This is a genomic window from Corynebacterium sp. MSK150 (assembly GCF_030229215.1).
In the GTDB taxonomy this organism is placed as follows: domain Bacteria; phylum Actinomycetota; class Actinomycetes; order Mycobacteriales; family Mycobacteriaceae; genus Corynebacterium.
Window position 1 is genome coordinate 19744 of sequence record NZ_JASPHM010000006.1, and the last position, 24932, is coordinate 44675.

Below are 24932 nucleotides of genomic sequence, written 5' to 3' on the forward strand. Positions count from 1 at the left end.
GCACTCGCACAGTATGAGTGCTAGATAAATCTACATCGTTGTGGTTGAGGTTGGTTCACACTCACCAGCCATGCCGTCGCGGGCGTCCGCAGCGAGAAAGACGTGAGTGTCGTCCTCAATAAACCAAGGAGCACAAACACAATGGCAAAGATTATCGCTTTTGATGAAGAGGCCCGCCGCGGCCTCGAGCGCGGCCTCAACACGCTTGCCGACGCCGTCAAGGTCACCCTCGGCCCCAAGGGCCGCAACGTCGTCCTGGAAAAGTCCTGGGGCGCCCCGACCATTACCAACGACGGTGTTTCCATCGCTCGCGAAATCGAGCTCGAGGATGCTTACGAGAAGATCGGCGCCGAGCTGGTCAAGGAAGTTGCTAAGAAGACTGACGACGTCGCAGGCGACGGCACCACCACCGCAACCGTGCTGGCACAGGCTCTGGTGCGCGAGGGTCTGCGCAACGTAGCCGCAGGTTCCAACCCAATGGGCATCAAGCGCGGCATTGAGACCGCAACCAAGAAGGTTGTGGACTCCCTGCTGTCTTCCGCCAAGGAAGTAGAAACCCAGGAGCAGATTGCCACCACCGCTGGCATCTCCGCCGCTGACCCAGCCATCGGCGAGAAGATCGCTGAGGCTATGTACACCGTGGGCAACGGCTCCGTGAACAAGGACTCCGTTATCACCGTGGAAGAGTCCAACACCTTCGGTGTTGACCTCGAGGTAACCGAGGGCATGCGCTTTGATAAGGGCTACATCTCCGGTTACTTCGCTACCGATATGGAGCGCCAGGAGGCGGTCCTGGAGGACCCGTACATCCTGCTGGTCTCCTCCAAGATCTCCAACATCAAGGACCTCGTCCCGCTGCTGGAGAAGGTCATGCAGTCCGGCAAGCCGCTGCTTATCATCGCTGAGGATGTTGAGGGCGAGGCCCTGTCTACCCTCGTTGTGAACAAGATCCGCGGCACCTTCAAGTCCGTTGCGGTTAAGGCACCGGGCTTCGGCGACCGCCGCAAGGCTACCCTGCAGGACATGGCCATCCTCACCGGCGGCCAGGTCATCTCCGAGGAGGTCGGCCTCTCCCTCGAGACCGCCGAGCTCGAGTACCTGGGCCAGGCACGCAAGGTTGTCGTCACCAAGGACGAGACCACCATCGTTCAGGGTGCTGGCTCTCAGGAGCAGATCGACGGCCGTATCAAGCAGATCCGTGCCGAGATCGAAAGCTCCGACTCCGACTACGACCGCGAGAAGCTGCAGGAGCGCTTGGCTAAGCTCTCCGGCGGCGTTGCTGTCCTCAAGGTTGGTGCCGCTACCGAGGTTGAGCTCAAGGAGCGCAAGCACCGCATTGAGGATGCAGTCCGCAACGCAAAGGCTGCCGTGGAAGAAGGCATTGTTGCCGGCGGCGGCGTAGCACTGCTGCAGGCTGCTTCCGTTTTGGATTCCCTGGATGACCTCAAGGGCGACGAGGCTACCGGCGTCAAGATTGTCCGCGAGGCCCTGTCTGCACCGCTGAAGCAGATTGCACACAACGCTGGCCTGGAGCCGGGCGTTGTTGCTGACAAGGTTGCCTCCCTGCCGGCAGGCGAGGGCCTGAACGCTGCTACCGGCGAGTACGTCAACCTCATGGAAGCTGGCATCAATGACCCGGTTAAGGTCACCCGCTCCGCTCTGCAGAACGCTGCATCCATTGCAGCTCTGTTCCTGACCACCGAGGCTGTCGTAGCCGACAAGCCTGAGCCGGCTGGCGCCAACAACGGCATGCCGGACGCTGACGCTATGGGCGGCATGGGCTTCTAAACGCCCCAAAACGCCCAAAGGCCGCCCACAACAACAGGCCTAGCGGAATAACTTGAGCGCCCCGTTTCTGTGCTTTAGAGCGCATGAAAAGGGGCGTTTCGGCGTGTCTGCAGCACTTTGCTTAACCAATGTGATACGGCGACACAGCGTCTTCGCGGATAGATTTTCCGAAATCGCTCGGCATAGCCGTTTTTAATTTGGGCTGGAGATCGGAAAACTTTTAGGGAAGTGCACCGCGCCATATGGCTTACGATTATCCGCCACAGCTTTAAACACGCGAACCATGCACCCCATTGACCCTGTATAGGGGTAACTGGAGGGGTAGAATCTAAAAAGTTTTTCGCTCGTAAAGGGCGAGTTTTGCGTCTATCTATCGTCCGTTACACCGGAAAGCGTTACAGTGTTAAGTCCTATTTGGTCCAACTAATTAAAGCGTAATGTAAAAGCCCAGTTCAACGGGCTTTCAGTCAAGGTAAAAAGTTTTCAATGGCTGCTATAAGGTATAAACTTATCCTTATCAAGTTGCCTGCGTGTTGGGGTATCTATGCAAATTTGACTTGAATTCGTTCGAACTTGTGCGAAAATGTTTCTTGTGACGCCCACTGAGGGTGTCTGCAAACTGCAAACCCCTCCGCGGCAAATAGCTTCGGATCTATTTTAGGAGTTCAAACATGGATCTCTCCCTCATTCAGACTCACCTGGACAACTTCGTAACCACTTGGACTGGCTGGAAGACCATCGTTGATGGAATCACCGCATGGACCGGCTTCTCTAACGCTTTTGAGGCTGCTAAGGGCGCATTCGAGTTCACCGGTGAAGTTCTGCCGGCTCTGAGCTCCAAGTAATCAAAACACACGCTAACTATCTGAGGAGATATTAAAATGGAGAACCTTTCTTCCACCCTGAACTTCGCATTCGACATCTTTGGTGGCCTGTTCAACGCCCTGTATGGCATCGTTGAGCCGCTGGTCAACATTGCTGACGGCGCATCCGACCTGATCGGCATGTTCGTATAAGAACACCCCCTCAGTTCTGAGCTCTTACGCTCACTGAAGTAAGAAGACCTACCGTTTCGGTAGGTCTTCTTTTTGTTTTGTTGGTCATCTGGGGGCAGGGGTAACTGCGAAAATTTGGCGCGCTAGATGTCTACATTCGGGTTACACTAAATGCATGGCTGATATTAAAGACGACGACCTTCCCGAGATCGACCTGGCTAAAACTGACGGCTACGTCGTCGATGGAACCGATGAGGATGATCCTTCGCTAATCATGCCGGATGGTTCCCCGGTTCAGACTTGGCGTGAAAATTACCCCTACGATGAGCGTATGACTCGCGATGAGTACGAGTCCGTTAAGCGCGCGCTGCAGATTGAGCTGCTGAAGTGGCAGAACTGGACCAAGGAAACCGGCCAGCGCCATATCATCCTCTTTGAGGGTCGAGATGCGGCCGGCAAGGGTGGCACCATTAAGCGTTTTAACGAGCACCTGAACCCGCGTGGTGCTCGCACTGTGGCTCTGGAGAAGCCGTCGCCGCGCGAATCCACCTCATGGTATTTCCAGCGCTATATCGAGCACTTCCCAGCCGGTGGCGAGATCGTCTTCTTTGACCGCTCTTGGTACAACCGTTCCGGTGTGGAGCGCGTTATGGGCTTTTGTACCGAAAGCCAGCACGCGGAGTTCCTCCGTGAGGTTCCGATGTTGGAGAACATGATTCTGGGCTCGGGTATCTCCCTGACCAAGTTGTGGTTCTCTGTTACCCGTAAGGAACAGCGCACCCGCTTCGCTATCCGCCAGATCGACCCGGTGCGCCAGTGGAAGCTATCCCCGATGGACCTGGCTTCGCTGGATAAGTGGGATGACTACACCCGTGCGAAGGAAGAGCAATTCCGCTACACGGATACGGAAGAGTCGCCGTGGATCACCATTAAGTCCAACGACAAAAAGCGCGCCCGTATTAACGCCATGCGCTATGTGCTGTCCAAGTTCGAGTACACGAATAAGGACCATGAGCTGGTGGGTGAGGTCGATGAGAACATCGTCAAGCGTGGTCGCGACCAGATTGGTGACTAGGTTGAGCTAAATTAGCCGCACAATGGGCGGGAAACTCGGTGATTCCGGGTTTCCCGCTTTTTGTTTTCGGGGTACCAAAAGGGGGTAAATGGGGAGGAATAGTTTCGCGGGAAATTGTGGATTTTAAAGGGTTGTTTCCGTGCGGTTATGTTACGGAACCGTAGGTAGCATTGTCGAAAACTATTTGTGGTCTCCGTCTTAGAATACTTAGCATCACTGTTATCTCAATCTCATCTAACGCAAGGATATGACCTACAGCACCATGAGGAGACAGTGATGATGAAGAAGCACGTAACCGCCTGCCTGACGGCGACAGCAGTACTGGCGGCACCAGTTGCGGTGTCTGGCACGCTCACGGCAGGGGCAATCGCCCAGGAAGCCCCGGCGCCTGCGCCCGCGGCAGACCAGAAACCAGATGTATTGGGGCGCCCAACTGTCTCGGAAAAGCAGGTATCCGATGAGGAAGGCTACTTCGACAGTGCTCACGGCGAGGGAGTCAAGATCTACTACCGCAAGCAAAAGGTGGCCAACCCACGCGGTGCGGTGGTTCTTGCGCACGGTGTTTCTGAGCACTCGGGGCGATATGATTACGTCGCCAAGCGCCTGCTGGATGCGGGCTACAACGTCTACCGTGTAGACCACCGCGGGCACGGCAAGTCCGCGGGCGGCAGCGTGCCACTGGGGCACATCGATAACTTCCAGTACATCCTGGATGACTTTGACCATGTGGTGGACATGGCCAAGGAGGAAAACCAGGGAGTAAAGACCTTCCTGCTGGGCCACTCGATGGGCTCGTTGACCGTGGAGGCCTATGGCATCCGCGAGCCGGGCAAGGTCGATGGCATCATCACCAACGGTGGTGGCGCGCCGCTGAACCTGTCGGGCAAGAACGTGGCCGGAAGGAATATCACTCCGGATGATATTTCTGAGACCCAGAAGAAGCTGGATCCCACCATCTTTGAGCGCCTGCCGCTGGCCCAACTCACCAGCTTTAATGCGCACTATGCGCAGAACTTGATTCCGCACCGCACCGAAGTCGGCGCACAATCGCCGGAGTGGAGCAAGAACATCAAGCTGTCTAACCCATTCACGGATGGGGTCTCCACCAGCCAGGCGGTCAAGGACGAGTATGCTTCGAGCCCGCTTATCGCGCAGAAAACCAGCGCCGGTACCGCCCTGCAGTTGGCAGCAATCGCGAACTATGACGCCGTCAATGCGGATCTCTTCACCGCACCGACGCTCATCATGCACGGCACCAAGGATGGCATCGTGCCGCCGTATTTCTCCCAGGATTGGTACAACTCCATCTCTTCCGAAGACGTGGAGTATGTGACTTGGGAAGGCCAGAAGCATGAGGTCTTCAATGAGCCGGCTGCCGATCAAGCTCTCGATACCGTCGTGGACTGGCTCGACCGCCACGCCTAAAATACGTGGAGCTCAAAGCGCGAACTCTTGGCAGGCATACAGTGCTTGCCAAGAGTTTACGTATATGTAACCGCCTCGTTGCCCAGGCCGGATAGAAATTGAATTATGAAAAATAAACTCTGTGCTTTCTCTTCTGTCCTGGCCCTCACAGGAATGGTGGGTGCGCCCATTGCGGCGGCCCAGTCCTCACTTCCTGGTTCCTCCTTTGGTTCTTCTTTGGGGTCATCGTTGGGCTCTTCCTGGGGGTCTTCCCAGGGCTCGTCCGAGGGTTCCTCCGCGGGGGACGATGAGCAGCCGGGGGAGGGCGCTGAGTCGCGGGTGCTGTGGCAGGAAAGCTTCGACGGGGTAGATACCCCGGCATGGTTTACCCACCGCGCGCCGCAGGGGTGGAGCGCGGACGTGCACGGCGTGGACTCGGGCGAGGCCCGCTGGAAGGGCTGGACCTTTAGCGATATGCGCCACTGGACCTGGGCATCTGGTACCGATATGCGCCACTATTTCACCCAGGCGCATGACACTTTCGCCATCATCGACAACAAGCAGCAGCGCTTGGCCGAGGGTGATTCCATGACCGCGGGATTAAAGAGCCCGGCTATCCCTGTAGCGGGGCAGGAGCGAGTGAATGTGGAATTCGACCACCATTACCGCCAGGGCAAGGACGGGCAGAATGCCACGGTGACAGTCTCCTTCGATGGTGGGGAAGCCCAGGAAATCGCCGCCTTCGACAAAGACATATTCTCCAAGCACGAGTCCATTGGCGTGGACGTGCCGGCCGGCGCGAAGAATATGCAGGTTAGCTTCAGCTACAACAACGGCAATGATGACTGGTGGTGGGCGGTGGACAATGTGGGCGTCGTCAAGCCGCTCGGTGAGCTTCAAGGCTCGCCGCAGGCTACCGTGGACGTGCTTTCCGACGTCCAAGGCGACCCCCAAGACTACAAAGACGCGGTCCGCCAGTTAAACGGCATGGAGGATAAGGCCGGGGCGCTGGTGCTCAACGGCGACCTCGTGGACGATGGCTCGCAGCAGCAGTGGGATGCTTTCTTGGCCGCGCACAGCGAGGTGCCGCACGATTCCGGCAAGGAATTATGGACCATCGGCAACCACGAAATGTACGGCAAGGAAGGATCTGAGACCTACCTGGAACGCTTCCTCAAGTACTCCGGCCAGGATAAGCCGTGGAAGGAAGAGGTAGTTGACGGGGTGCCACTGATTTCGGTGAATACCGAGTTCTATTCCGATATCCTGCGCCACGGCAAGGAGCCGTTCCAGCGCCTTAGCAAGGAGCAGCTCGATTGGCTAGATGAGCGCCTGGCGTATTGGGATGCTAAGGGCACGCCGGCGCTGGTCTTTAGCCATCCGCTGCTGCCGCAGACCGTATCGATGTCCCATTCGGCGTGGTACCAGAATGATTTCGAAGACCTTGAGGCGCTTTCCGATGTGGTCAATAAGTACAACAACATCGTGTGGTTTAGCAGCCACAGCCACTCCTCGCTGCACCAAAATAACTGGTGGGGAACCCGCCGCTACGACGGCACCGGCGAGGCCGGCCGCACCGGCTTCCCGGTAGTCAATACCGGTGCCATCCTCAATGAGTACCTGCCGGATGGCGATAATGACGAGACAATCGTCAAGGAAAAGGAAGAGGCCTCCACCGGACTGCGGGTCAAGGTCTTTGCTGACCGCGTCCGGGTGGAGGCCTGGGACTTCAAGTCCGGCGAGATGATTAAGTATCAGGACTTCGCGCGGTAGGGCGCAGTTTCCTGCCGGTGGCCTAGCGCTTCCACGGCTCGATGGGGTTGCCTTGCCATACAGCGTTGGTGGGCACCCGGTCACCGCGCATCACCAGGGAGCCGGGGCCTACGGTAGAAGCCGTGCCGATGAGCGAGGCCGGCAATGTCACCGAGTGGGCGGCCAGCGTGGAGCCGTCCTGGATGGTGACAGTATCGAGGCTCATCACGCGGTCCTGGAAAAGGTGGGTTTGCACCACAGTGCCAGGGCCCACGGTGGCGGCCTCACCGATGCGGATGAGGTCCGTTTCTGGGAACCAGTAGGAATCGATCCACGCACCACGGCCGATTTCTACGCCGAGGGCGCGCAGGCCCAGGTTGATCTCGCCGGAGCCGTAGGTGTGCTGGAAGAACCACGGCGCGGCGACGACCTCCACGAAGGTATCCTGCAGCTCATTGAGCCAGACAAAGGCGGACCACAGCGGGTGGTCGGCCGCGCGGTGCCTGCCCACGCAGATCCACTTCACCGCGACGGTGACGGCCATGGCTACCGCACCCATGCCCATGAGCACGAGGCCGGAGAGGAGCCAGGTGAGGGGGAAGCCGAGGGCGTCGAGAAGCGAGTCGTAGACGCTGAGGGTTGCCGCGAGCAGCATGGCAGAAAACATCGGTGCCAAAAGGCGCATGGTTTCCACCACACCGCGGGCGGCCTTGACGGCAAAGCCCGGGTTATAGGTCAGCGCCTCACCCGAGTTGGCGGGGGAGTCCACCTCTACGGTCACGCGGCGCATGCGCTCTGGCGGTGCACCCCACCAGTTGGCGCCGGCCTTCGTCTTCTTCGGGGTAGAAGAAAGAACGGCAACCAGCGAGTTCTTGGACAGCTTGCGGCCGGGCGCGGTGATGCCGGAGTTACCCACGAAGGAGCGCTTGCCCACCTTGGTCTCGCCGGTGCGCATCCAGCCGCCGCCGAGCTCGTAGCCGCCGATCATGGTGTCATCGGCCAGGAAGGCACCTTCTTTGACCTCGGTGAGCTTGGGGATCATGACCGCGGTGGAGATTTCCACGTTGGCGCCAATCTCCGCGCCGAGCGAGCGCAGCCACGCTGGGGTCAGCTGGGAGGCATAGAGCGGAAAGAGCTTGGTGCGGGCCTCGTCCATGAGGCGCTCGATGGCCCACAGGCGCCAGCCCTTGGCCGAGCGAACGGGTGCTACGCCTGGGCTAATGCCCAGCGAGAGAATGCGCACGCCCAGCCAGGTCTGCAGCATATAGGTGGCAAAGGCCGCGAGCGCGCCAACGGGCGCGAAGAAGACCGCACCGACGAAGCTATCGCCGTCCGTGTAATGCACAAGGGCGAGCACGACGGCCGCGCCTATCGCCAGCGCAACAACCGGCTGGATGGCGAGAAGGATGGAGGTGGCGTCATAAATGGCCACCCACCACGGCCGGCGCTTGGGCGTATGGGATGGGAAGCGGTGCTTGGAGCGACCCACCTTTTGGGCAGGCGAGCCGGACCAACGCTGTCCGTCCTTGATCTTCTTGCGGCCGGTAACGGTGGAACCGGCCTCCACGTGGGCATACTTGCCCACCACGGTGCCAGGCAGCAGCGTGGAGCGCGCGCCCACGCGAGCGCCTTCCTTGACGTCGATGGCGCCCACGTGCAGGATATCGCCATCCAGCCAATAACCGGAGAGGTCCACTTCGGGCTCGATGGCGGCGTGCTTGCCCAAGGTGAGCAGACCGGTCACCGGCGGCAGGGAGTGCAGGTCCACGCCGCGCTTGACCTTGACGCCGAGCGCGCGGGCGTAGTTATTTACGCGCGTGGCACCGGCCAGCGAGCTCGCGCCGGAGGCAGTAGCCCAGCGCTCGGCCGCCCAGATGCGCAGGTGCGTCGAACCGCCGCGCGGGTAATCGCCCGGCTTAATTCCGGCCGTAATAAGACGCGCACCGTAGCCGCCAATGGGGATGCGGCCGACGGGGGTGACAAAGACGATGAGCATGGCGATGACCAGCCACCACGGATAGGCCGCGGCCCACTCAAAGCCCAGCGATGCTGCCACGGTGGAACCCAGCATGAGCCATGCCAGCCAGCTGGAGGCGGCCAGCGTCATGACGGGAATCTGAATCAGGGTCTGGGCGAGGCGGGTGCCGAAGCCGACCTTGGTGACCTCGCGCATGGGGGCATCGGCAGCCGCGGGGCGCGGTTCGGCTCCCGCAATGAGCTCGGCCAGCGAGCCCAAGCGCGGGTGGTCGTAGAGGTCGCGCACGGCCACGGTGGGGTAGCGCTCCCTGATATGGCCCACGAGGGTCGCGGCCGCCAGCGAGGTGCCGCCGAGCGAGAAAAAGTCGGCGTTCTCGTCTTCCACGGACACGCCGAGGGTTTCTACCCACAGCTCCGCGAGCCACTTCTCGGTCTCGGTCAGCGTGGTCGATTCCACGCCCACTCCGGGCAGCGGCCACGGCAGGGCCTTCTTATCTACCTTGCCGGAGGTGCGCACCGGCAGTTCTTCCATCACGCAGATGCGCGGGACGAGTGCGGCCGGCATGGTATCGGCCAGGCGGGCGTGCGCGGCCTCGTGATCGAAGCCCTTGGCCTCATCCTCGAGGGAGACATAGCCCACCAGGACGGACTCGCCGCCGGGGGTCTTTTGCACGGCCACGGCCGAGTTATAGACATTATCCAGGGCCGCAACGTTGGCTTCGACTTCGCCGAGCTCGATGCGGCGCCCGCCAATTTTCACCTGGTCATCCACGCGGCCGACGAAGTACAGCCCGTCCTCCTCCAGGCGCACGTGGTCACCGGTGCGATACGCACGCTGCCAGCCCATCGACTCCAGCGGGGCGTACTTCTCCGCATCCTTGGCCGGATCCAGGTAGGACGCCAGTCCCACGCCGCCGATCACCAGCTCGCCGACGCCGCCCATTTCCACAGGCATGCCCTGCTTGTCGACGACCACCAGGTCCCACCCATTCAACGGCAAGCCAATGGACACCGGCCGTCCGGGCAGCATTTGCTGCGCACAGGCGACAACGGTGGCCTCAGTAGGGCCGTAGGTATTCCACATCTCGCGGTCCTCGGTGGCCAGGCGGTCCACCAGCTCCTGCGAGCAGGCTTCGCCGCCGACGATGAGCAGGCGGATATTATCCAGCGCCTCGGCTGGCCACAGGCCTGCCAAGGTAGGCACGGTGGACACAACGGTGATATCGCGGCGGATGAGCCACGGGCCCAAGTCCATGCCGGAGCGCACCAGAGATCGCGGCGCCGGGACCAAACAGCCGCCGTGGCCCCAGGCCAGCCACATTTCCTCACAGGAGGCATCGAAGGCGACGGACAGCCCGGCGAGCACACGATCCTCCGGGCCGAGTGGCCCGTGCGGGTGATTGACCAAAAAGAGGCTGGCCTCGGCGTCCACGAAGGCGGCCGCGGAGCGGTGGCTCACGGCCACGCCCTTCGGCTTGCCGGTGGAACCGGAGGTGAAGATGATCCACGCGGTGTCTTCTGGGCGCGGGGCATTGGGGTTCTCGGCCGGCTCCTCGGCGGACCTGTCGGGGGCGTATGGGCGCGCGGAATCGCGCAGGAAGCGGAAGCCTTCATCTGTAAAGACGCCATCGATATCGGCCTCGCCGAAGACCATCTCGGCGCGCTCGTCTGGGTCGTCGGCGTCGACAGGCACGTAGGCCGCGCCCGCCGCCAGGGTCGCCAAAATGGCGAGGTAGAGCTCGCGCTTGCCGGAGGTCATCCGGATGCCGATGCGATCGCCCCGGCGCACGCCATTGGCGTGCAGCTCGGTGGCCCACAGCTCGACCTCGTGGATGAGCTCGGAGTAGGTGATGATTTCGCCGTCGTCCAGCGCGGCGGCATCTGGGTGCATCTCCGCGGTGGTGGTGATGATGTCCCACAGCGTGCGCGGCCGCGGTGCCGCGCTACCTAGAAGGTACTGCTGCGGGACGAGCGATTCGGGGCCCGCCATTTATGCCTCTTCTTCGTCCGCGGCGATGATGGACTTGGCCAACTTTCTCAGGTGCTTGAGCTGCTTATTGGTGGACTCATCCAAGGCCTCGTCCTCGGCAGTGGCAACAAGCTCCGCCAGGTCCTTGTGGACCTTCGTGCCCTTCTTGGTGGACGCGACAATCTGGCGGCGGCGATCCTTCGGATCGCGCTCGCGCTTGGCCCAGCCGCGGTCCTCGAGGGCATCGATAAGACGCACCATGTCAGAAGCATCAATGGCCAGGGTCTCGGAGAGGTAGGACTGCGACGCGGCATCCGCGTCCACCAGGCAGGTAAGGACCCAGTACTCGCGCAGCGTCGTCTGCTTGGTCTGCAGGGCGGCCTCGACGCCATCGCGGGTGCGGCGGCGGAGGCGCTCCAGCTGGAACGACGGGGATTCGAGCAGGGCAGTTGGGATTACAGAATTATTCGTGGAAGCCATACCATCATAATAATCCCAAAAGATTGGTTAAGGCCAATTAATCCGTTTCAATGGGAAGCCCGGCAGCCTTCCACTTATCCGTGCCGCCATCGACGTTAATGGTGTCCCAGCCCAGCGCATGCTCCAGATACTGGCAGACCTGCATGCTGCGGCCGCCTGCGTGGCAGATGACGTAGATGTCCTTGTCCGGGTCGATTTCCTGGATGCGACCCGTAATCTCACTCATCGGGATATGGGTCGCGCCCTTCGCGCGCTCCACCGCCCACTCATCATTCTCGCGGACATCAATGAGCTGAGCGCCTTCTGGTACTTCAGTTGGTTGAACGTTTTTCATGCTTCATACCCTAGTCACGCATAGGGCCTTGTGCTGCTCCGCGTGCCGCGTCCGAGAAGAGTCGTGAGCAACCAGGCGCGGCGGAAAACTGTGTGCTCGGCCCGTTGCGTCAATTGCCTGTTCCAGCAGCTTTAGCTCTTGTCCCGCCAGATTTGTAGCGCAAACGGTTGTCTGCTTCAGCGCTTAGCCCTTGTAGTCGAGGTTTAAAGTATGCCTTGGACCAAGTCCTTGGCATTCGCGGCGGATGTGCGCAGGGCATCAATTTCCAGCGGCAACTGAGATGAATTCAGGCGAACCTGTCTTGGTCGTGATTAGAGTGGCGTACAGCCCACGGTACGGCTTTCTGTTCATGTCGAGAGTGGGTCTTCTCCACCGCGTTTTCAACATTCATCTGAATTGAAAGGTAAACCTTTGATGGAAGATCTGACAGATATGCGGACAGAGCTTCGACAAGGCACGCTTGAAATCGACGGCATTACCATAGAAAGCCGTATCGGCGTGGACCTCGAGCCTCACAGCGAATATAACCTGAGCCTTGAATTTGCAGTCCGTCAAGGAACGGCACCCACTGCAATGAGGCTTAAGACCTTTGGTGCTGAGTTCCTACTCATTGATAAAGAGACAGAAAACAGCATTCGTCTTACCGATGGCGTTAGCAATAGCGCAAGCTTTCGTCTGCGAACCGGACAAAAGTCAGGCTTGTTGAGTGTTTTCAACGAGTACCTGCATAGTTATTGGGAAGGTGTCGAACCCGCCTACGAATACATGACTGGCGATTCAGGGATTGTTATCACCAAAACGGAAGGCGACACCATTCACTTTGCCTGCAATAACCGCAGTCCACGGGAGCAGCTAGCGTTTGAGGACGTCACGGGGACGCTTACGGTTACGAAAGTTGGTTCAGCGGAAGATCATTTCATTGCCCCTGTAGAGGATGGATCGCCAATTCAGCAATATTGCTTCATCGACAGTGGCGATGAAGCACCCGGTGAGAAAAAGCTCGTTGATTTTGCCACTGCGCTTTCGGGCAAGACCTCCCCGAGAAGCGAAGCGGTCACTACCTTAATTGACAGGCTTGAAGGGCTTAACTACACCGTCATTTCTTCCGCAGACAATGCTGTCACCGTCGAAGTCGACATCTCGGATGAGGAAACCACCGAATTCGCTATGGTCGATGAGGCCCGATTGTGGAATCTCAACCTTGTGAAGGTTAAAACTCGCACCTTGCTGAATCAGAGTACAATCCGACCAGAAAGTTAGGCCACGACTGCTCAGAATTTGGATGCGAGGGACCGCGTGATTCGTCGTGTTGAAGAACGAATTTTGGCGGAGAGCACGCAGGTGCAAGCCACGGATCTGGCTGTGGCACTTGGATCGTCGGTTCGTGTGAGGAGTCAATGTTGTTCATGGCAAATAGCGCCGGAACATGGGGGTTGCGCGCTATTTACCGTGAGCGTCGTGCGGGCTGCCCGCGGCGATTCTTGAGTGGCGCATCGGGTCAAAGTGACGCACACGGCGCTGGCCCCGCGCAGGCCTGCGTGCGCGTTTTAACGGTGCGCGGAGAGGTACTCCAGAATCGCCTTGACGCGGCGGTTGTCCTCGCTGGGGTCTAAGCGAAGCTTGGTGAAGATGTTGGAGACATGCTTGGCCACCGCGGCGGCGGATAAAACGAGCTCGGCGGCGATGTCCTTGTTGGACTTGCCGCGGGACATTAATTCGAGAACCTCGCGCTCGCGCGGGCTGAGCTCGCCCAAGCCGCTGCGTCCGGAGCTCATGAGAGCTTGAGCCACGGTGGGGTCGATGACGGTGCCGCCCTGGGCCACCACGTCCAGGCTGGCCAGGAAGTCGCGCACCTCGGAGACACGGTCCTTCAAAAGGTAGCCGGTGCCGGCCTCGGGGGAGTCGAAGAGCTCCACCGCATATGCAGGGGCTACGTACTGGGAGAGCACCATGACGGGCAGGCCCGGGTAGGCGTTTCTCAAATTCACGGCGGCTTTCAAACCATCGTCGCCCATGCCCGGCGGCATGCGCACGTCCGTGATGACGATGTCCGGCAGGTCGTCGCGCAGTTTATCCACCACAGCCTCGAGCGAAGGAGCAGAGGAAGCCTGGCCCACTACAGAGTGCCCGCGGCGCTCCAACAGGCCGGCCAGGCCCTCGCGCAGAATGGCGGAGTCATCCGCTACCACAATCCTTAAGCTCATCTTTTACACTCCTGGCTGTCCGCGATCGAGAAGAAGGGGAATGGACCCGGCCACCCGGGTCGGGCCGCCAGGCGGTGAGGACAAAGACATTTCTCCACCGAAGGCAGCAAGACGCTCGGCCATCCCCGCCAGGCCGTGCCCGGGGACGACCTGTGCGCCGCCGTGGCCCTCATCCACCACGGTGATGCGCAGCGAATCGTCCGAGGTCACCAGCACCGAAACTGGCGCGCCCGGCGCATGCTTGGCCGCATTCGTCAAAGCTTCCGTGCCGAAGAAATAGCCGCAGGCCAGCACGGAGGCGGAGAGCTCAGGCAGAGGATGCGGGGCGAAGACGCTGACGTGGGGGCCGTGGGAGGAGGCGGCGTCGGCAAGCGCGGCGACCAGGCCGTGATCCTGCAGCACCTGTGGGTGAATACCGTGCACCGTGGCGCGCAGGGAATTCAGGCCGCGGTCCACGTCCTGCTTTGCAGCGGTGAGGAGCTCGGTGAGGTCAGCGGGGGCGTCGAGAAGAGCCTCGCCCAACTTCATGCTCGCGGCCACGAGGTATTGCTGCGCGCCGTCGTGCAGGTCGCGCTCGATGCGGGCGCGCTCCACCTCGTAGGCGTCCGCGATGGCGCGCCGCGAGGCCGTGAGCTGCGCAATCTGCTGCGCCTGCTGCTGCTCGTGCGTGGTGGGTTGGGGCTTTTTACGGAACACGGTTCACAGCATAACGGGCGCCCCGAACTGCAGGGGTAGTGCTGGCACTACCTTAAAGAGCAACGCTAGGGCTGTTCTTTCCGCGGGCCCGGCACGGTGGAATGAGAGACATGGCAAAGACACTTTCCCTGACAGACATCACCAAGGATTTCGGCGGCGGCCCGGTGCTCGCTGGAATCTCCCTCGACATTGAACCGGGCGAGCTCGTGGCCGTCATGGGGCCGTCCGGCTCCGGCAAATCCACGCTGCTGCACTGCATGTCCGGCGTGCTGACGCCTACGCACGGCAGCGTGCGCTACGGCGACGAGGAGCTCTCCGCGCTTGGCGACGGCCCCCGCTCCCGCACCCGCCTGCGCAACTTCGGCTTCGTCTTCCAAGACGGCCAGCTGCTGCCGGAGCTGAGCAACGTGGACAACGTGGCGCTGCCCGCCATGCTCAACGGAGTATCGCGTGGGGCTGCCCGCAAGCGCGCGATGGAGCTTCTTGATCAGCTTGGCCTTGGCGGTTTGGCGGATCGTCGCCCGGCGCAGGTCTCCGGTGGCCAGGCGCAGCGCGTGACCATCGCGCGTGCACTGGTGGCAAATCCGGGCATCGTCTTCGCCGACGAGCCCACCGGTGCGCTGGACCAGTCCACCGGCCACGAGGTGATGCAGATGCTCACGACCATCGTGCGCCAGTCGGGTGCCAGCCTGGTCATGGTCACGCATGACCCGAAGGTGGCCGATTGGATGCAGCGCCGCGTGGAGATTCGCGATGGCATCATTCACGACGACCGCCGCCTTGGGGTGATTCGATGAACACCGCGACCCTAGTTATGGACCTGCAGCGCGAATCCATTCGCGCGCGCTCGGGCACGGGCATCGTCTCTCTATTGGCGATTGTGAGCCTGACCATCGGTTCCGCCATCGCCTTTTTGGTTGCGGGTGGTACCTGGATGTTTTGGGAGCGCGCCCAGCACGTCGAGGACGCCGCGCCCGCCCTCAAGGAGGCCTTTGGCAACGACATGGAGGCCTTCCTCTATCCCTGGTTCGCCCTGGCTCTCTTTGCCTGCGCGTTCATCCTTCCCGCGCTGTTTAACCTCACCTCGCAGGCCGCCGTCCTGGGTGCGTCCGGCAGGGAGCAGCGCCTGGCCACCCTGCGCCTGCTGGGCTTAAGCTCCAGCCAGGTGGAGCGCATGGCCATTGTGGAAACCGGCCTCCAGGCGGTGATCGGCATCGTGCTCGGCGGGCTGATTAGCCTACTCGTCGCACCGGTCTTTACCCAGCTGGACTTCCAGATGCGGCCCATTGACCTGACAGAGATTCTGCTGCCCTGGTGGGGATATATAGCTGTGGCCGGCGTGCTCTTCCTCCTGGCCATCGGCGCGGCACTGTACGGCATGCGCCGCGTGCGGGTGAGCCCGCTGGGTGTGGCCAAACGCCAGATGCCCGCGGCCTACCGCTGGTGGCGCGCCATCGTCTTCCTCATCATCGTGGCAGTCGGCGGCGTGTTCCTCACGGGCAAGGCGGGCCCGCCCACCGCGATGGTCATCGTGGTCATGTTTGGCATGCTGATGAGCATCAACCTCATCGCGCCTTTCATCCTGCAGCTGGGCGCGCACGTCTTCTCCCTCCTCCCCGGAACCGCGCACTTCGTGGCCTGCAAGCGCGTGGCGGGCAATGCCCGCCCGGCATGGCGGCGCAGCGCTGCCATCGGCTTCTTCGGCTACCTGGCCGGCTTCCTCGTCGCCGCGCCCCTGGGCTCCGATGCCTTGGCCTCGGTGGTCAAAGAAGATCCCGGGATGAACGTGGTGTTCAAGGACATCTCCACTGGCGTTGTACTAACCCTCGTCTTCGGCTTCACGTTGACCACCATGTCCATCATCCTGGGTCAGGTTTCCGGCATCTTCGAGGACAAGGAGCTCATCCGCTCTCTGGATTTGATGGGCGTGCCGCGCGGCTTCCAGTTCCGCTCCGGGGCGCTGACCGTCATGGGGCCGGTCGTGGCCTTGAGCTTCTTCGGTTTTCTCTTCGGCGGCGGAATTGCTTCGCTGATGTTCTTCTCCAACGTCGAGCAAAGCGACGTCGATGTGAGCGCTCGCCTGCTTATGGCCTTCGGCTTCCTGGCGGTGGGCTGGGTGGTCACGCTTCTTGCCATTGTCCTTGTTGAACCGTTGCGCGGCTACGTGCTGCGCACAGGAGGTCGAAAAGAATGAAAACTGTGCTGAAAATTTTGGCGGACTCTTCGGCGTTGCCTTTATCGCGGTGCTCGCCGCCGTGTACTTCCTCGGCCCCTCCTATGGCGGGGCGCTGCTGGGCTAGCCCTATTTTCTTTTCAACGCCAGCGAAAAACACATCAACACCTCGATGGTGGATACCGCAGCGTATACCGGAATCTATGGCGCGAGCGAAGAATTTCAGCGCGCCCGCGAGGCCTTCAAAGAGGACCCGACCAACGCGGAGCTCCTCGTTGCCGCCGTCGACGCCGCCTCCTCCGCCGAAGTCACCCTCCTGACCTTCCGCGGCCTGGAGAACGTGCGCACCTTCGGCGAGCCGATCGCCGGCTACGCCTCCGCCAACGTGGTGCTGGATTACCCGGACGGCCGCTCGCTCATGCTCACTACTGCCAAGGACAAGGCGTGCACAGGCGAGGAGTTCGCCGAGGACCCCATCGCTCCTGATGCCCCGGAATCTGAGCTCGACGGCTGGCTTGCCTCCCATTGTGGCTTCTAAGGCGCGGTTTTCGTCCACGAGTGCCTTTGACGTTCACGGCAAATAACGCCCCGAAACACGCTATTTTTCGCCACTATTTACCGTTAACGACAGTGATTAGTCGGAAAACGCGAAAGGTACGCTTCGGCGCGCGGTGGGAAACCTCTTCGGTCCCTACCGTCTGCGGAAACGTACCTTCACAGTGCCGCCGTTAGCGTGCGGCAGAAGCGCTTACTTGAAGCGAGCCTTAGCCTCTTCGAGGATCTTCTCTGCCTCGGCCTTGTCGCCCCAGCCGGAGCCGGTGACTTCCTTGTTCGGCTCCAGGTCCTTGTAGTGGACGAAGAAGTGCTCGATTTCGTCCTTGATGTGCTGCTCCACATCGTTGATGTCCTGGTAGCGCTCCCAGCGCGGGTCATCGATGACGGCGAGCAGCTTGTCGTCGCCGCCGGCCTCGTCGGTCATCTTGAAGACGCCGACGATGCGGGCCTCAACGACTACGCCCGGGAAGACCGGCTCCGGCAGGATGACCAGGGCGTCGAGCGGGTCGCCGTCCTCGCCCAGGGTGTGGTCGATGAAGCCGTAGTCAGCCGGGTAAGCCATCGGGGTGAACAGGTAACGGTCGAGGTAGACCTTGCCGGACTCGTGGTCAACCTCGTACTTGTTGCGGGAGCCCTTCGGGATTTCAATGGTTACTTCAACGCTCACAGCGATGTCCTCCATGGGGGATTGGGTATCAATTACTGCCCATAGTCTAGCGCGTTGCGGATTCGCGCTAGGGTTAAAGGCAATGAAAGCAAAGCATGTTTGGTGGTCAGCGACCGCGCTCGTGGTAGCGGCAGCGGTCGGAGGTACGGCTGCGCTGGGCGTTACCCTCCAGCGCGAATATGGCGATCTCTCCCACGGGGAGGCACAGGCGGTCGAGGCTCCTGAGGAGCCGTTGAGCGCAGCACAGCCGGGCGAGGCAGACCTGGATGCGCTGAGCGCGAAGCTGGATGAGCTCGCTAAGAATAAAGACCTTGCCACTTTCGGCGGCGAGGTGATCGATACCGAAACCGGTGACGTGGTGTGGCAGCGCGACGCGGATAAGCGGCTTACCCCGGCCTCGTCCACGAAGGTCCTCACCACTGCGGCGGCGACGCTGGCGCTGGATGAGAATGAGAAAATCACCACCAAGGTCTACCGCGGGTCGAACGAAAAGAACGTGGTTATTAAAGCCGCGGGCGATGTGTGGATGACGCACGAACAGCTCGATGATTTGGCCGAGCAAATTTCGAAAAACGTCGAGCAGGTCGATGGCGTCTACATCGATACCTCCGTGTGGTCCGGCGAGGCGCAGGCCCCGGGCTGGGATCCGGAGAACGTGGACGGCGGCTTCGTAGCTCCAATGGAACCGGCCATGCTCTACGGTGGTCGTCTGGGCGCGACGACGGGGGACGTGCCGAGGAGTCATGCGCCAGCTTTGGACGTCGCTAAGCAGCTAGGCGATCGCCTCGGCGCGGGCAAGGTAGGCATGGGCTCTGTGGCGGAGAACGCGCAGGAAGTGGCGAGCGTGGATTCGCCGCCGCTCGCGGACCGCGCCCGAGAAATGGTGCGCCATTCCGATAACGTCATGGCCGAGGCCATTGCGCGTGAGCTGGCGATGTCCCGAGGCAAGGAAGCCAGCTTTGAAGGCGATACGCAGGCCACGCTGGAGGTGCTGCGGGAAGAGGGCTTCGACGTCGAGGGCGTCGACATAAAGGATAATTCCGGGCTCTCGGTGGACAATCGGCTCACCGCCGGGCTGTTGACGGAGCTCATTAATGGCGCGGTCAAGGATCCGCGCCTGCGCCCGCTGGTGTCTTACCTGCCGGTGGCCGGCGGCGATGGCACGCTGTACGAGCGCTACGGCGATTCCGCGGCCAAGGGCTACGTGCGCGCTAAGACCGGCACGCTGACTGGGGTCTCGGCCTTGGCCGGCACCGCGCAGGGCAATTCCGGGCGCGTATATGCCTTTGCCTTCCTTGTGAATGACGGCGATATCTTGGCCGCCCGCAAGGCGCAAGACGCATTGGCTTCTGCACTGCATGAGTTCTAATAAGCCGTTCTGGCCGCGGGTTTCGCCGCATTTTCTAGCGTGTCGGCGCGGCGTGCGCGCCGCTGGCCTTGACCACCCAGTGGCGGTGGGGCTGTCCGGGGGCGCGGATTCGCTGGCTCTCATGGCGGCGCTGGTCGCGGAGGGGCACGACGTGCTCGCGCTGTGCGTGGACCACGGGTTGCAAGACGGCTCGAGGACGCAGGCCGAGCGCGCGGCCGAACAGGCCCGAACGCTGGGCGCGCGGGCGCAGGTGCTTAGCGTTGAGGCGAGCGCTGCAGCGGGGGCAGAGTCGATGGAGGCGGCCGCGCGAGCGGCGCGGTATCGGGCACTGGCCGCCGCATGCGCAGACGAAGGCTTAGAGGTGGCCGTGGCGCATACGGCCGATGACCAAGCGGAAACACTGCTGCTCGGCGCGCTGCGCGGGCGAGTGACCGGCATGAGCGAGCGCAGCGAGGTCGAAGGCACACGCGTGGTGCGGCCGCTGCTGAACGTGCGCCGCGCCGATACCGAGGGCGCCTGCGCGGAGTTGGGCCTATCGGCGTGGCAGGACCCGCAGAACGCGGACACGAATTTCCGCCGCGTGGCGTTGCGCCACGAGGTCATTCCGCAGTTGAGCCGCATCATCGGCGGGGACGCGGTGCCAGCGCTGGCGCAAGCAGCAGGCGACGCCGCGCTTGACGACTCCGCCCTGCGCACCCCACCCACCACCGACTGCGCCGAACTGGCGGCGATGGCGGAGCCGCGGCGCCGGCGGGCAATCGCGGCGTGGCTGGTTAGCGAGGGAGTAGAGGTAACAAGGAGGGGAGTGGGGGACGTCGGCAAGCTGTGCACCCACTGGCACGGGCAAGGCCCGGTGGCCGTGCGATCGGCGCGGCAGGTGGGGCAGAGGTTGGAAGTAGCCCGTATAGGTGGCAAACTGGCACTATTGTCTGGTCATTAAAGGAGCGCACACGTGCACGACAAGAAAGACTTCGCCGTTCCCGCAAACCGCTACGGTGACGATGTAGAAGCAATCCTCATTGGAGAAGAGGAACTGCAAAGCCGCGTCCAAGAACTCGCGGATATGGTCTCGCAAAAGTATGCCGACTCTGAGCAAGACCTGCTGTTGGTCTGCGTGCTCAAGGGCGCCGCATTCTTCCTCACGGACTTTGCGCGCAAGCTATCTATCCCCTCCGAGCTGGAGTTTATGGCCGTATCCTCCTACGGTGCCTCCACTTCCTCGTCCGGCGTGGTGCGCATTTTGAAGGATTTGGACCGCGATATTGCCGGGCGCAACGTGCTCATCGTGGAGGACATCATCGATTCCGGCCTCACCCTGTCGTGGCTCATCCGCAACCTGGAAGGCCGCAGCCCTGCCTCGCTGAATGTGGTTACCCTGCTGCGCAAGCCGGAGGTAGTCAAGGCCGATATTGATCTGCTGGATGTCGGATTTGATATCCCGAATGAATTCGTCATCGGCTACGGGCTGGACTATGCGGAACGCTACCGCGATCTCCCCTACGTGGGCACCCTCCACCCCGATGTCTATACCACCAACTAAAATCGCGCAGTAATGAAAAACAACAAGATTCTTCGCTACGGCGGGATAGCGGCGCTTATCCTTATCGCGCTGTACGCCTTTACCTTCTTTAGCAACGACGCCCGCGGCTACGTGCAAGCGGATACCTCCGTTGCGCTGACCCAGCTCAAGGACAAAAACGTCGATGAGGTGGAAATCGATGACCGCGAGCAGCGCCTGCGCATCAAGCTCAAGGACGAAATCACGGTAGACGAGCGCGACGGCGTGCAGGAGATCGTGGCCAAGTACCCGGCCCGCGCCTCCGAGCAGGTCTTTAACGCCGTCAAGGATTCCGGTGCCGAGAAGTACCAGACCAATGTCACGCAGGAATCCTTCTTGGGCTCCATGCTCAGCATGCTGCTGCCGATGATCATCCTCTTCGGCGTGCTCTTCTGGCTCATGTCCCGCATGCAGCAGGGCGCTGGTGGCATGTTTGGCATCGGTGGCTCCAAGGCCAAGGAACTGACCAAGGATATGCCGACCAATACCTTCGAGGACGTGGCCGGCGCGGATGAGGCCGTGGACGAGCTACAGGAGATCAAAGACTTCCTGGAAGACCCCACCCGCTACCACGACCTGGGTGCCAAGATCCCGCGCGGCGTGCTGCTCTACGGACCTCCGGGTACCGGTAAGACCTTGCTGGCCCGCGCCGTGGCTGGCGAGGCCGGCGTGCCGTTTTATTCCATCTCCGGTTCTGACTTTGTGGAGATGTTCGTTGGCGTGGGTGCCTCCCGCGTGCGCGACCTGTTCAAGCAGGCGAAGGAAAATAGCCCCTGCATTATCTTCGTGGACGAGATCGACGCCGTGGGCCGCCAGCGCGGCTCCGGCACCGGCGGCGGCCACGATGAGCGCGAGCAGACCCTGAACCAGCTCCTAGTAGAAATGGACGGCTTTGGTGACCGCGAGGGCGTAATCCTCATCGCCGCCACCAACCGCCCGGACATCCTCGATCCGGCGCTGCTGCGCCCGGGCCGCTTCGACCGCCAGATTCCGGTCACCAACCCGGATCTTGCCGGCCGCGAGCAGATCCTGCGCGTGCATGCGAAGAATAAGCCGCTGGCAGAAGAGGTTGACGTAGCGCAGCTGGCCAAGCGCACCGCCGGCATGTCCGGCGCGGACCTGGCCAATGTGCTCAACGAGGCCGCATTGCTAACCGCCCGCATTGGCGGCAACGTCATTACCTACGACGCCTTGGAAGAGGCCACCGACCGCGTCGTGGGCGGACCGCGCCGCCAGGGCAAGATCATCTCCGAGCACGAGAAGAAGGTCACCGCTTACCACGAGGGCGGACACACGCTTTCCGCGTGGGCGCTCAAGGATATTGAGCGCGTGTACAAGGTCACCATCCTGGCCCGCGGTCGCACCGGCGGCCACGCCATGACCTCCCAGGAAGACGACAAGGGCATGTACACCCGCGACGAGCTCTTCTCCCGTTTGGTCTTTGCCATGGGTGGCCGCGCAGCCGAGGAGCTGGTCTTCGGTGCGCCGACCACCGGTGCGTCTTCCGATATTGAAAACGCCACCAAGATTGCTCGTTCCATGCTCACCGAGTACGGCTTCTCGCCGGAACTGGGCACCGTAAAGTACGGCAAGGAGCAGGGAGATCCCTTCAGCCAGATGGGTGGCGGCGGCTCCATCGATTACTCCGATGAAGTTGCCTCCAAGATTGATGAGCAGATGCGCTACCTGCTCGAGCGCGCGCACGAGCAGGCCTATGACATCTTGCGCAATAACCGTCATTACCTGGACAAGCTGGCCGAGGCCCTGCTGGAGAAGGAAACCCTGCGCCGCCCCGATTTGGAGCGCATTTTCGACGGCATCGAGCCGCGCGAGGCCTTCGACGTCTTCCCAGGCGAGGACGATCGCTTCCCGCGCCAGATTGGCTACGCCCCAGTGAAGACCCCGGTCGAGCTGGCGAAGGAGCGCGGCGAGGAGCTGCCTAAGCGCATGACGCTTCTTGATGCCTCCCGAGCCGCCCGCGAGCGCCGCCTCGCCGGCGAAGAGCCGAAGGGTGAGGTGGGCTTCAACTTTGGTCAGCACGCCGGCGATTACGTCGACCCGGACACCGCCCGCGAGTTGGGCAGCGGCCCCGCAAAGGATTCTGAGGACCCCACGCCGGGCCAGCCTGCCCAGCAGGCTCGCGATGCTCAGTCTGCTCCGGCTTCCGAGTCAACCGCCCGTCCGGCTGCACGCCCCACTACCGGTGGTGGAAAGCACCACAAGCCGGATGCCGGTGCAGAGCAGGACGCTGATACCAGCCAGTGGTTTACCCCTGGCTGGGACGAAAAGGATCGCCGCAAGAACCCCTATGCGCGCGAGGACGACAAGCAAGAAGATAACTAATGCCTGATAATCACATTCCCGCTCGCGCCGCCTTCGACCAAGACCGAGCGGAGGCAGCGGTGCGTGAGCTGCTCCTTGCGGTAGGGGAGGACCCTGACCGCGAGGGCTTGCGCGAAACCCCGGCCCGCGTGGCCCGCGCCTACCGCGAGGTCTTCGCCGGCCTGCACGAGGATCCCACCGAGGTCCTGCACAAAACCTTCGCCGAGGACCACCAAGAATTAGTTCTGGTGCGCGATATCCCCATCTATTCCACCTGCGAGCACCACTTGGTGCCGTTCTACGGCGTGGCGCATATCGGCTACATCCCAGGCAAAGACGGCCACGTCACCGGTTTGAGCAAGCTCGCCCGCCTGGCGGATATGTACGCTAAGCGCCCCCAAGTCCAAGAGCGCCTCACCCAGCAGGTAGCGGACGCCTTGGTGGAGGTGCTCGGTGCGCAGTCCGTCATCGTGGTCATTGAGTGCGAGCACTTGTGCATGGCCATGCGCGGCATCCGCAAGCCGGGGGCGACGACGACCACCTCCGCGGTGCGCGGCGGCTTCAAGAACAATGCCGCCTCCCGCGCCGAGGTGCTCAGCCTGATTCGCAGCTAAGTCCCCCGGTTACCACGAAAGCGAGAAGGAGCACGCCATGCAGCAGGCAACTTCGGTATCGGATCTGACCATTGCCCAACGCACGCTGGTGATGGGCATCGTCAACGTCACGGAGGATTCCTTCTCCGATGGCGGTAAGTGGTTGGACGTCGATGCCGCCATTAACCACGCCCGCGAACTCGTGGCGCAGGGCGCGGACATGATTGACGTCGGTGGTGAATCCACCCGGCCGGGTGCGGTGCGGGTAGAAGCGGACGAAAAGCGCCGCGTGGTTCCCGTCATTAAGGCGCTGAGCGAGCTGGGCATCCGCACTTCCGTGGATACGATGCGGGCCTCGGTGGCCCGCGCGGCGGCAGCGGCCGGTGTGGACATGATTAATGACGTCTCCGGTGGCCGGGCTGATCCGGAGATGTATTGCGCGATGGCCGAGGCCGGCGTGCCCGTGTGCCTGATGCACTGGCGCACGCTGCAGGAAGGCGCCTTTGGCTCCGCGGCCGGTAGCGCCGACCACGGTGGCGATGTGGTGCGCGATGTGCATGAGACCCTCGAGCGACTGGCAAATAACGCGCTGGCGGCCGGCGTGCGCCGCGATAATATCGTGCTCGATCCGGGCTTGGGCTTTGCCAAAACCCCGCAGGATAACTGGGCGCTGCTCAAGGCCCTGCCGGAGTTCCTCGACGCTGAATTCCCGGTGCTGGTGGGAGCCTCCCGCAAGCGCTTCCTCGCCGCCATCCGGGAGGACCGTGGCGTGGAGTCCAGCCCACTGCTGGCCGATCCCGCGACTGCGGCCGTGACCGCCATTTCCGCCCAGATGGGCGCGTGGGGTGTGCGCGTGCACGAGGTCGCCGTCTCGCGCGACGCCGTCGATGTTGCGGCTGCGTGGAATGCCGGCAACGGCTACGCGGGCGGGGCCAATGCTAGCGGCAGCTATAGCAATGGCGCCGATGGCAACGGCACCATGAAATCCACCGCCCTACCGCGCAACCCAAAGGAGTAAAAC

The 24932-nt window shown here is 61.8% G+C and carries 22 protein-coding genes; 16 read left to right on the top strand and 6 right to left on the bottom strand.

Translation table 11 applies throughout. The features are described 5' to 3' along the window. The first annotated feature begins 141 nt into the window (after window positions 1-141). The 6 genes from groL (at window position 142) to QP941_RS05080 (ending at window position 7035) form a co-directional block, all read left to right on the top strand. Window positions 142-1788: a chaperonin GroEL gene (gene groL, locus QP941_RS05055; protein ID WP_086588229.1), complete on the top strand. Its 1647-nt coding sequence runs from the start codon at window positions 142-144 to the stop codon at window positions 1786-1788. Window positions 1789-2459: 671 nt separating this feature from the next. Beyond that, the gene (locus QP941_RS05060) at window positions 2460-2633 is read left to right on the top strand and encodes a hypothetical protein (protein WP_239278257.1); all 174 of its coding nucleotides are present in this window, start codon (window positions 2460-2462) and stop codon (window positions 2631-2633) included. A gap of 36 nt (window positions 2634-2669) precedes the next feature. Continuing rightward, complete coding sequence (locus QP941_RS05065; protein WP_255718026.1) at window positions 2670-2804, top strand: hypothetical protein; 135 nt, start codon at window positions 2670-2672, stop codon at window positions 2802-2804. Between the two features lie 154 nt (window positions 2805-2958). Then, the gene (ppk2, locus tag QP941_RS05070; protein WP_005329883.1) at window positions 2959-3858 is read left to right on the top strand and encodes a polyphosphate kinase 2; all 900 of its coding nucleotides are present in this window, start codon (window positions 2959-2961) and stop codon (window positions 3856-3858) included. A 276-nt stretch (window positions 3859-4134) separates the two neighbouring features. After that, on the top strand, window positions 4135-5283 hold the full coding sequence (locus QP941_RS05075) for an alpha/beta hydrolase (RefSeq protein ID WP_284868235.1): 1149 nt from the start codon (window positions 4135-4137) through the stop codon (window positions 5281-5283). Window positions 5284-5388: 105 nt separating this feature from the next. After that, entirely contained in the window at window positions 5389-7035 is a 1647-nt protein-coding gene (locus QP941_RS05080) for a metallophosphoesterase family protein (RefSeq protein ID WP_284868237.1), read from the top strand. Between the two features lie 22 nt (window positions 7036-7057). Here QP941_RS05080 and QP941_RS05085 read toward each other — a convergent pair whose 3' ends face one another. From QP941_RS05085 to QP941_RS05095, 3 genes are read right to left on the bottom strand one after another with little or no spacing between them, the layout of a single operon-like run. Beyond that, complete coding sequence (locus QP941_RS05085) at window positions 7058-10981, bottom strand: Pls/PosA family non-ribosomal peptide synthetase (protein ID WP_284868238.1); 3924 nt, start codon at window positions 10979-10981, stop codon at window positions 7058-7060. Next, window positions 10982-11440 (bottom strand): MarR family winged helix-turn-helix transcriptional regulator, encoded by a 459-nt coding sequence (locus tag QP941_RS05090; RefSeq protein WP_284814469.1) that lies wholly within the window; start codon window positions 11438-11440, stop codon window positions 10982-10984. Between the two features lie 37 nt (window positions 11441-11477). After that, window positions 11478-11774, bottom strand: coding sequence for a rhodanese-like domain-containing protein (locus tag QP941_RS05095; RefSeq protein ID WP_005325643.1), 297 nt, complete (start codon window positions 11772-11774; stop codon window positions 11478-11480). Between the two features lie 414 nt (window positions 11775-12188). Between QP941_RS05095 and QP941_RS05100 the strand changes: the two genes are divergently transcribed. Then, window positions 12189-13034, top strand: a complete 846-nt coding sequence (locus QP941_RS05100; RefSeq protein WP_284868239.1) for a hypothetical protein — start codon at window positions 12189-12191, stop codon at window positions 13032-13034. 287 nt (window positions 13035-13321) lie between these two features. On the opposite strand, the gene QP941_RS05105 is transcribed toward QP941_RS05100, so the two are convergent. Together QP941_RS05105 and QP941_RS05110 are read right to left on the bottom strand one after the other, a co-directional pair. Further along, window positions 13322-13978 (bottom strand): LuxR C-terminal-related transcriptional regulator, encoded by a 657-nt coding sequence (locus QP941_RS05105; RefSeq protein ID WP_005325645.1) that lies wholly within the window; start codon window positions 13976-13978, stop codon window positions 13322-13324. Window positions 13979-13981: 3 nt separating this feature from the next. Beyond that, complete coding sequence (locus QP941_RS05110; protein ID WP_005325646.1) at window positions 13982-14674, bottom strand: sensor histidine kinase; 693 nt, start codon at window positions 14672-14674, stop codon at window positions 13982-13984. A gap of 110 nt (window positions 14675-14784) precedes the next feature. Between QP941_RS05110 and QP941_RS05115 the strand changes: the two genes are divergently transcribed. From QP941_RS05115 to QP941_RS05125, 3 genes are all read left to right on the top strand, one after another. Then, window positions 14785-15471 carry an ABC transporter ATP-binding protein gene (locus QP941_RS05115; RefSeq protein WP_040425408.1) on the top strand — a complete coding sequence of 229 codons (687 nt, stop codon included), beginning with the start codon at window positions 14785-14787 and terminating at the stop codon, window positions 15469-15471. Then, window positions 15468-16868 (top strand): FtsX-like permease family protein, encoded by a 1401-nt coding sequence (locus QP941_RS05120; protein WP_284868241.1) that lies wholly within the window; start codon window positions 15468-15470, stop codon window positions 16866-16868. Before QP941_RS05115 ends, QP941_RS05120 begins: the two co-directional genes overlap by 4 nt. A 151-nt stretch (window positions 16869-17019) precedes the next feature. Next, window positions 17020-17385, top strand: coding sequence for a hypothetical protein (locus QP941_RS05125; protein ID WP_284868242.1), 366 nt, complete (start codon window positions 17020-17022; stop codon window positions 17383-17385). A 210-nt stretch (window positions 17386-17595) separates the two neighbouring features. Here the strand turns inward: QP941_RS05125 and QP941_RS05130 are convergent, their stop codons facing one another. Beyond that, entirely contained in the window at window positions 17596-18084 is a 489-nt protein-coding gene (locus QP941_RS05130; protein WP_234447349.1) for an inorganic diphosphatase, read from the bottom strand. 67 nt (window positions 18085-18151) lie between these two features. On the opposite strand from QP941_RS05130, the gene dacB reads away from it, so the two are divergent. From dacB to folP, 6 genes are read left to right on the top strand one after another with little or no spacing between them, the layout of a single operon-like run. Continuing rightward, the gene (gene dacB, locus QP941_RS05135) at window positions 18152-19438 is read left to right on the top strand and encodes a D-alanyl-D-alanine carboxypeptidase/D-alanyl-D-alanine endopeptidase (RefSeq protein WP_284868244.1); all 1287 of its coding nucleotides are present in this window, start codon (window positions 18152-18154) and stop codon (window positions 19436-19438) included. Further along, window positions 19428-20378, top strand: a complete 951-nt coding sequence (gene tilS / locus QP941_RS05140) for a tRNA lysidine(34) synthetase TilS (RefSeq protein ID WP_284868245.1) — start codon at window positions 19428-19430, stop codon at window positions 20376-20378. The genes dacB and tilS overlap by 11 nt, the downstream gene beginning before the upstream one ends. Before the next feature lie 12 nt (window positions 20379-20390). Beyond that, a complete protein-coding gene (hpt, locus tag QP941_RS05145) occupies window positions 20391-20978 on the top strand; it encodes a hypoxanthine phosphoribosyltransferase (RefSeq protein WP_284868246.1) in 588 nt (195 codons plus the stop codon). Window positions 20979-20990: 12 nt separating this feature from the next. Next, window positions 20991-23339 (top strand): ATP-dependent zinc metalloprotease FtsH, encoded by a 2349-nt coding sequence (ftsH, locus tag QP941_RS05150; RefSeq protein ID WP_284868247.1) that lies wholly within the window; start codon window positions 20991-20993, stop codon window positions 23337-23339. Next, window positions 23339-23932 carry a GTP cyclohydrolase I FolE gene (folE, locus tag QP941_RS05155; RefSeq protein WP_005325658.1) on the top strand — a complete coding sequence of 198 codons (594 nt, stop codon included), beginning with the start codon at window positions 23339-23341 and terminating at the stop codon, window positions 23930-23932. Before ftsH ends, folE begins: the two co-directional genes overlap by 1 nt. Window positions 23933-23969: 37 nt before the next feature. After that, entirely contained in the window at window positions 23970-24929 is a 960-nt protein-coding gene (folP, locus tag QP941_RS05160; RefSeq protein WP_284868248.1) for a dihydropteroate synthase, read from the top strand. The last annotated feature ends 3 nt before the right edge of the window (window positions 24930-24932 follow it).

Excerpts from the sequence above, each read along its gene's own strand:
- QP941_RS05120 (WP_284868241.1), top strand. The coding sequence starts at position 15,468 with ATGAACACCGCGACCCTAGTTATGGACCTGCAGCGCGAATCCATTCGC.
- ftsH (WP_284868247.1), top strand. The coding sequence starts at position 20,991 with ATGAAAAACAACAAGATTCTTCGCTACGGCGGGATAGCGGCGCTTATC.
- ppk2 (WP_005329883.1), top strand. The coding sequence starts at position 2,959 with ATGGCTGATATTAAAGACGACGACCTTCCCGAGATCGACCTGGCTAAA.
- QP941_RS05085 (WP_284868238.1), bottom strand. The coding sequence starts at position 10,981 with ATGGCGGGCCCCGAATCGCTCGTCCCGCAGCAGTACCTTCTAGGTAGC.
- QP941_RS05105 (WP_005325645.1), bottom strand. The coding sequence starts at position 13,978 with ATGAGCTTAAGGATTGTGGTAGCGGATGACTCCGCCATTCTGCGCGAG.
- groL (WP_086588229.1), top strand. The coding sequence starts at position 142 with ATGGCAAAGATTATCGCTTTTGATGAAGAGGCCCGCCGCGGCCTCGAG.
- QP941_RS05125 (WP_284868242.1), top strand. The coding sequence starts at position 17,020 with ATGGTGGATACCGCAGCGTATACCGGAATCTATGGCGCGAGCGAAGAA.
- QP941_RS05130 (WP_234447349.1), bottom strand. The coding sequence starts at position 18,084 with ATGGAGGACATCGCTGTGAGCGTTGAAGTAACCATTGAAATCCCGAAG.
- QP941_RS05090 (WP_284814469.1), bottom strand. The coding sequence starts at position 11,440 with ATGGCTTCCACGAATAATTCTGTAATCCCAACTGCCCTGCTCGAATCC.
- QP941_RS05075 (WP_284868235.1), top strand. The coding sequence starts at position 4,135 with ATGATGAAGAAGCACGTAACCGCCTGCCTGACGGCGACAGCAGTACTG.
- QP941_RS05100 (WP_284868239.1), top strand. The coding sequence starts at position 12,189 with ATGGAAGATCTGACAGATATGCGGACAGAGCTTCGACAAGGCACGCTT.
- tilS (WP_284868245.1), top strand. The coding sequence starts at position 19,428 with ATGAGTTCTAATAAGCCGTTCTGGCCGCGGGTTTCGCCGCATTTTCTA.
- folE (WP_005325658.1), top strand. The coding sequence starts at position 23,339 with ATGCCTGATAATCACATTCCCGCTCGCGCCGCCTTCGACCAAGACCGA.
- QP941_RS05080 (WP_284868237.1), top strand. The coding sequence starts at position 5,389 with ATGAAAAATAAACTCTGTGCTTTCTCTTCTGTCCTGGCCCTCACAGGA.
- dacB (WP_284868244.1), top strand. The coding sequence starts at position 18,152 with ATGAAAGCAAAGCATGTTTGGTGGTCAGCGACCGCGCTCGTGGTAGCG.
- QP941_RS05115 (WP_040425408.1), top strand. The coding sequence starts at position 14,785 with ATGGCAAAGACACTTTCCCTGACAGACATCACCAAGGATTTCGGCGGC.
- folP (WP_284868248.1), top strand. The coding sequence starts at position 23,970 with ATGCAGCAGGCAACTTCGGTATCGGATCTGACCATTGCCCAACGCACG.
- QP941_RS05065 (WP_255718026.1), top strand. The coding sequence starts at position 2,670 with ATGGAGAACCTTTCTTCCACCCTGAACTTCGCATTCGACATCTTTGGT.
- QP941_RS05095 (WP_005325643.1), bottom strand. The coding sequence starts at position 11,774 with ATGAAAAACGTTCAACCAACTGAAGTACCAGAAGGCGCTCAGCTCATT.
- QP941_RS05060 (WP_239278257.1), top strand. The coding sequence starts at position 2,460 with ATGGATCTCTCCCTCATTCAGACTCACCTGGACAACTTCGTAACCACT.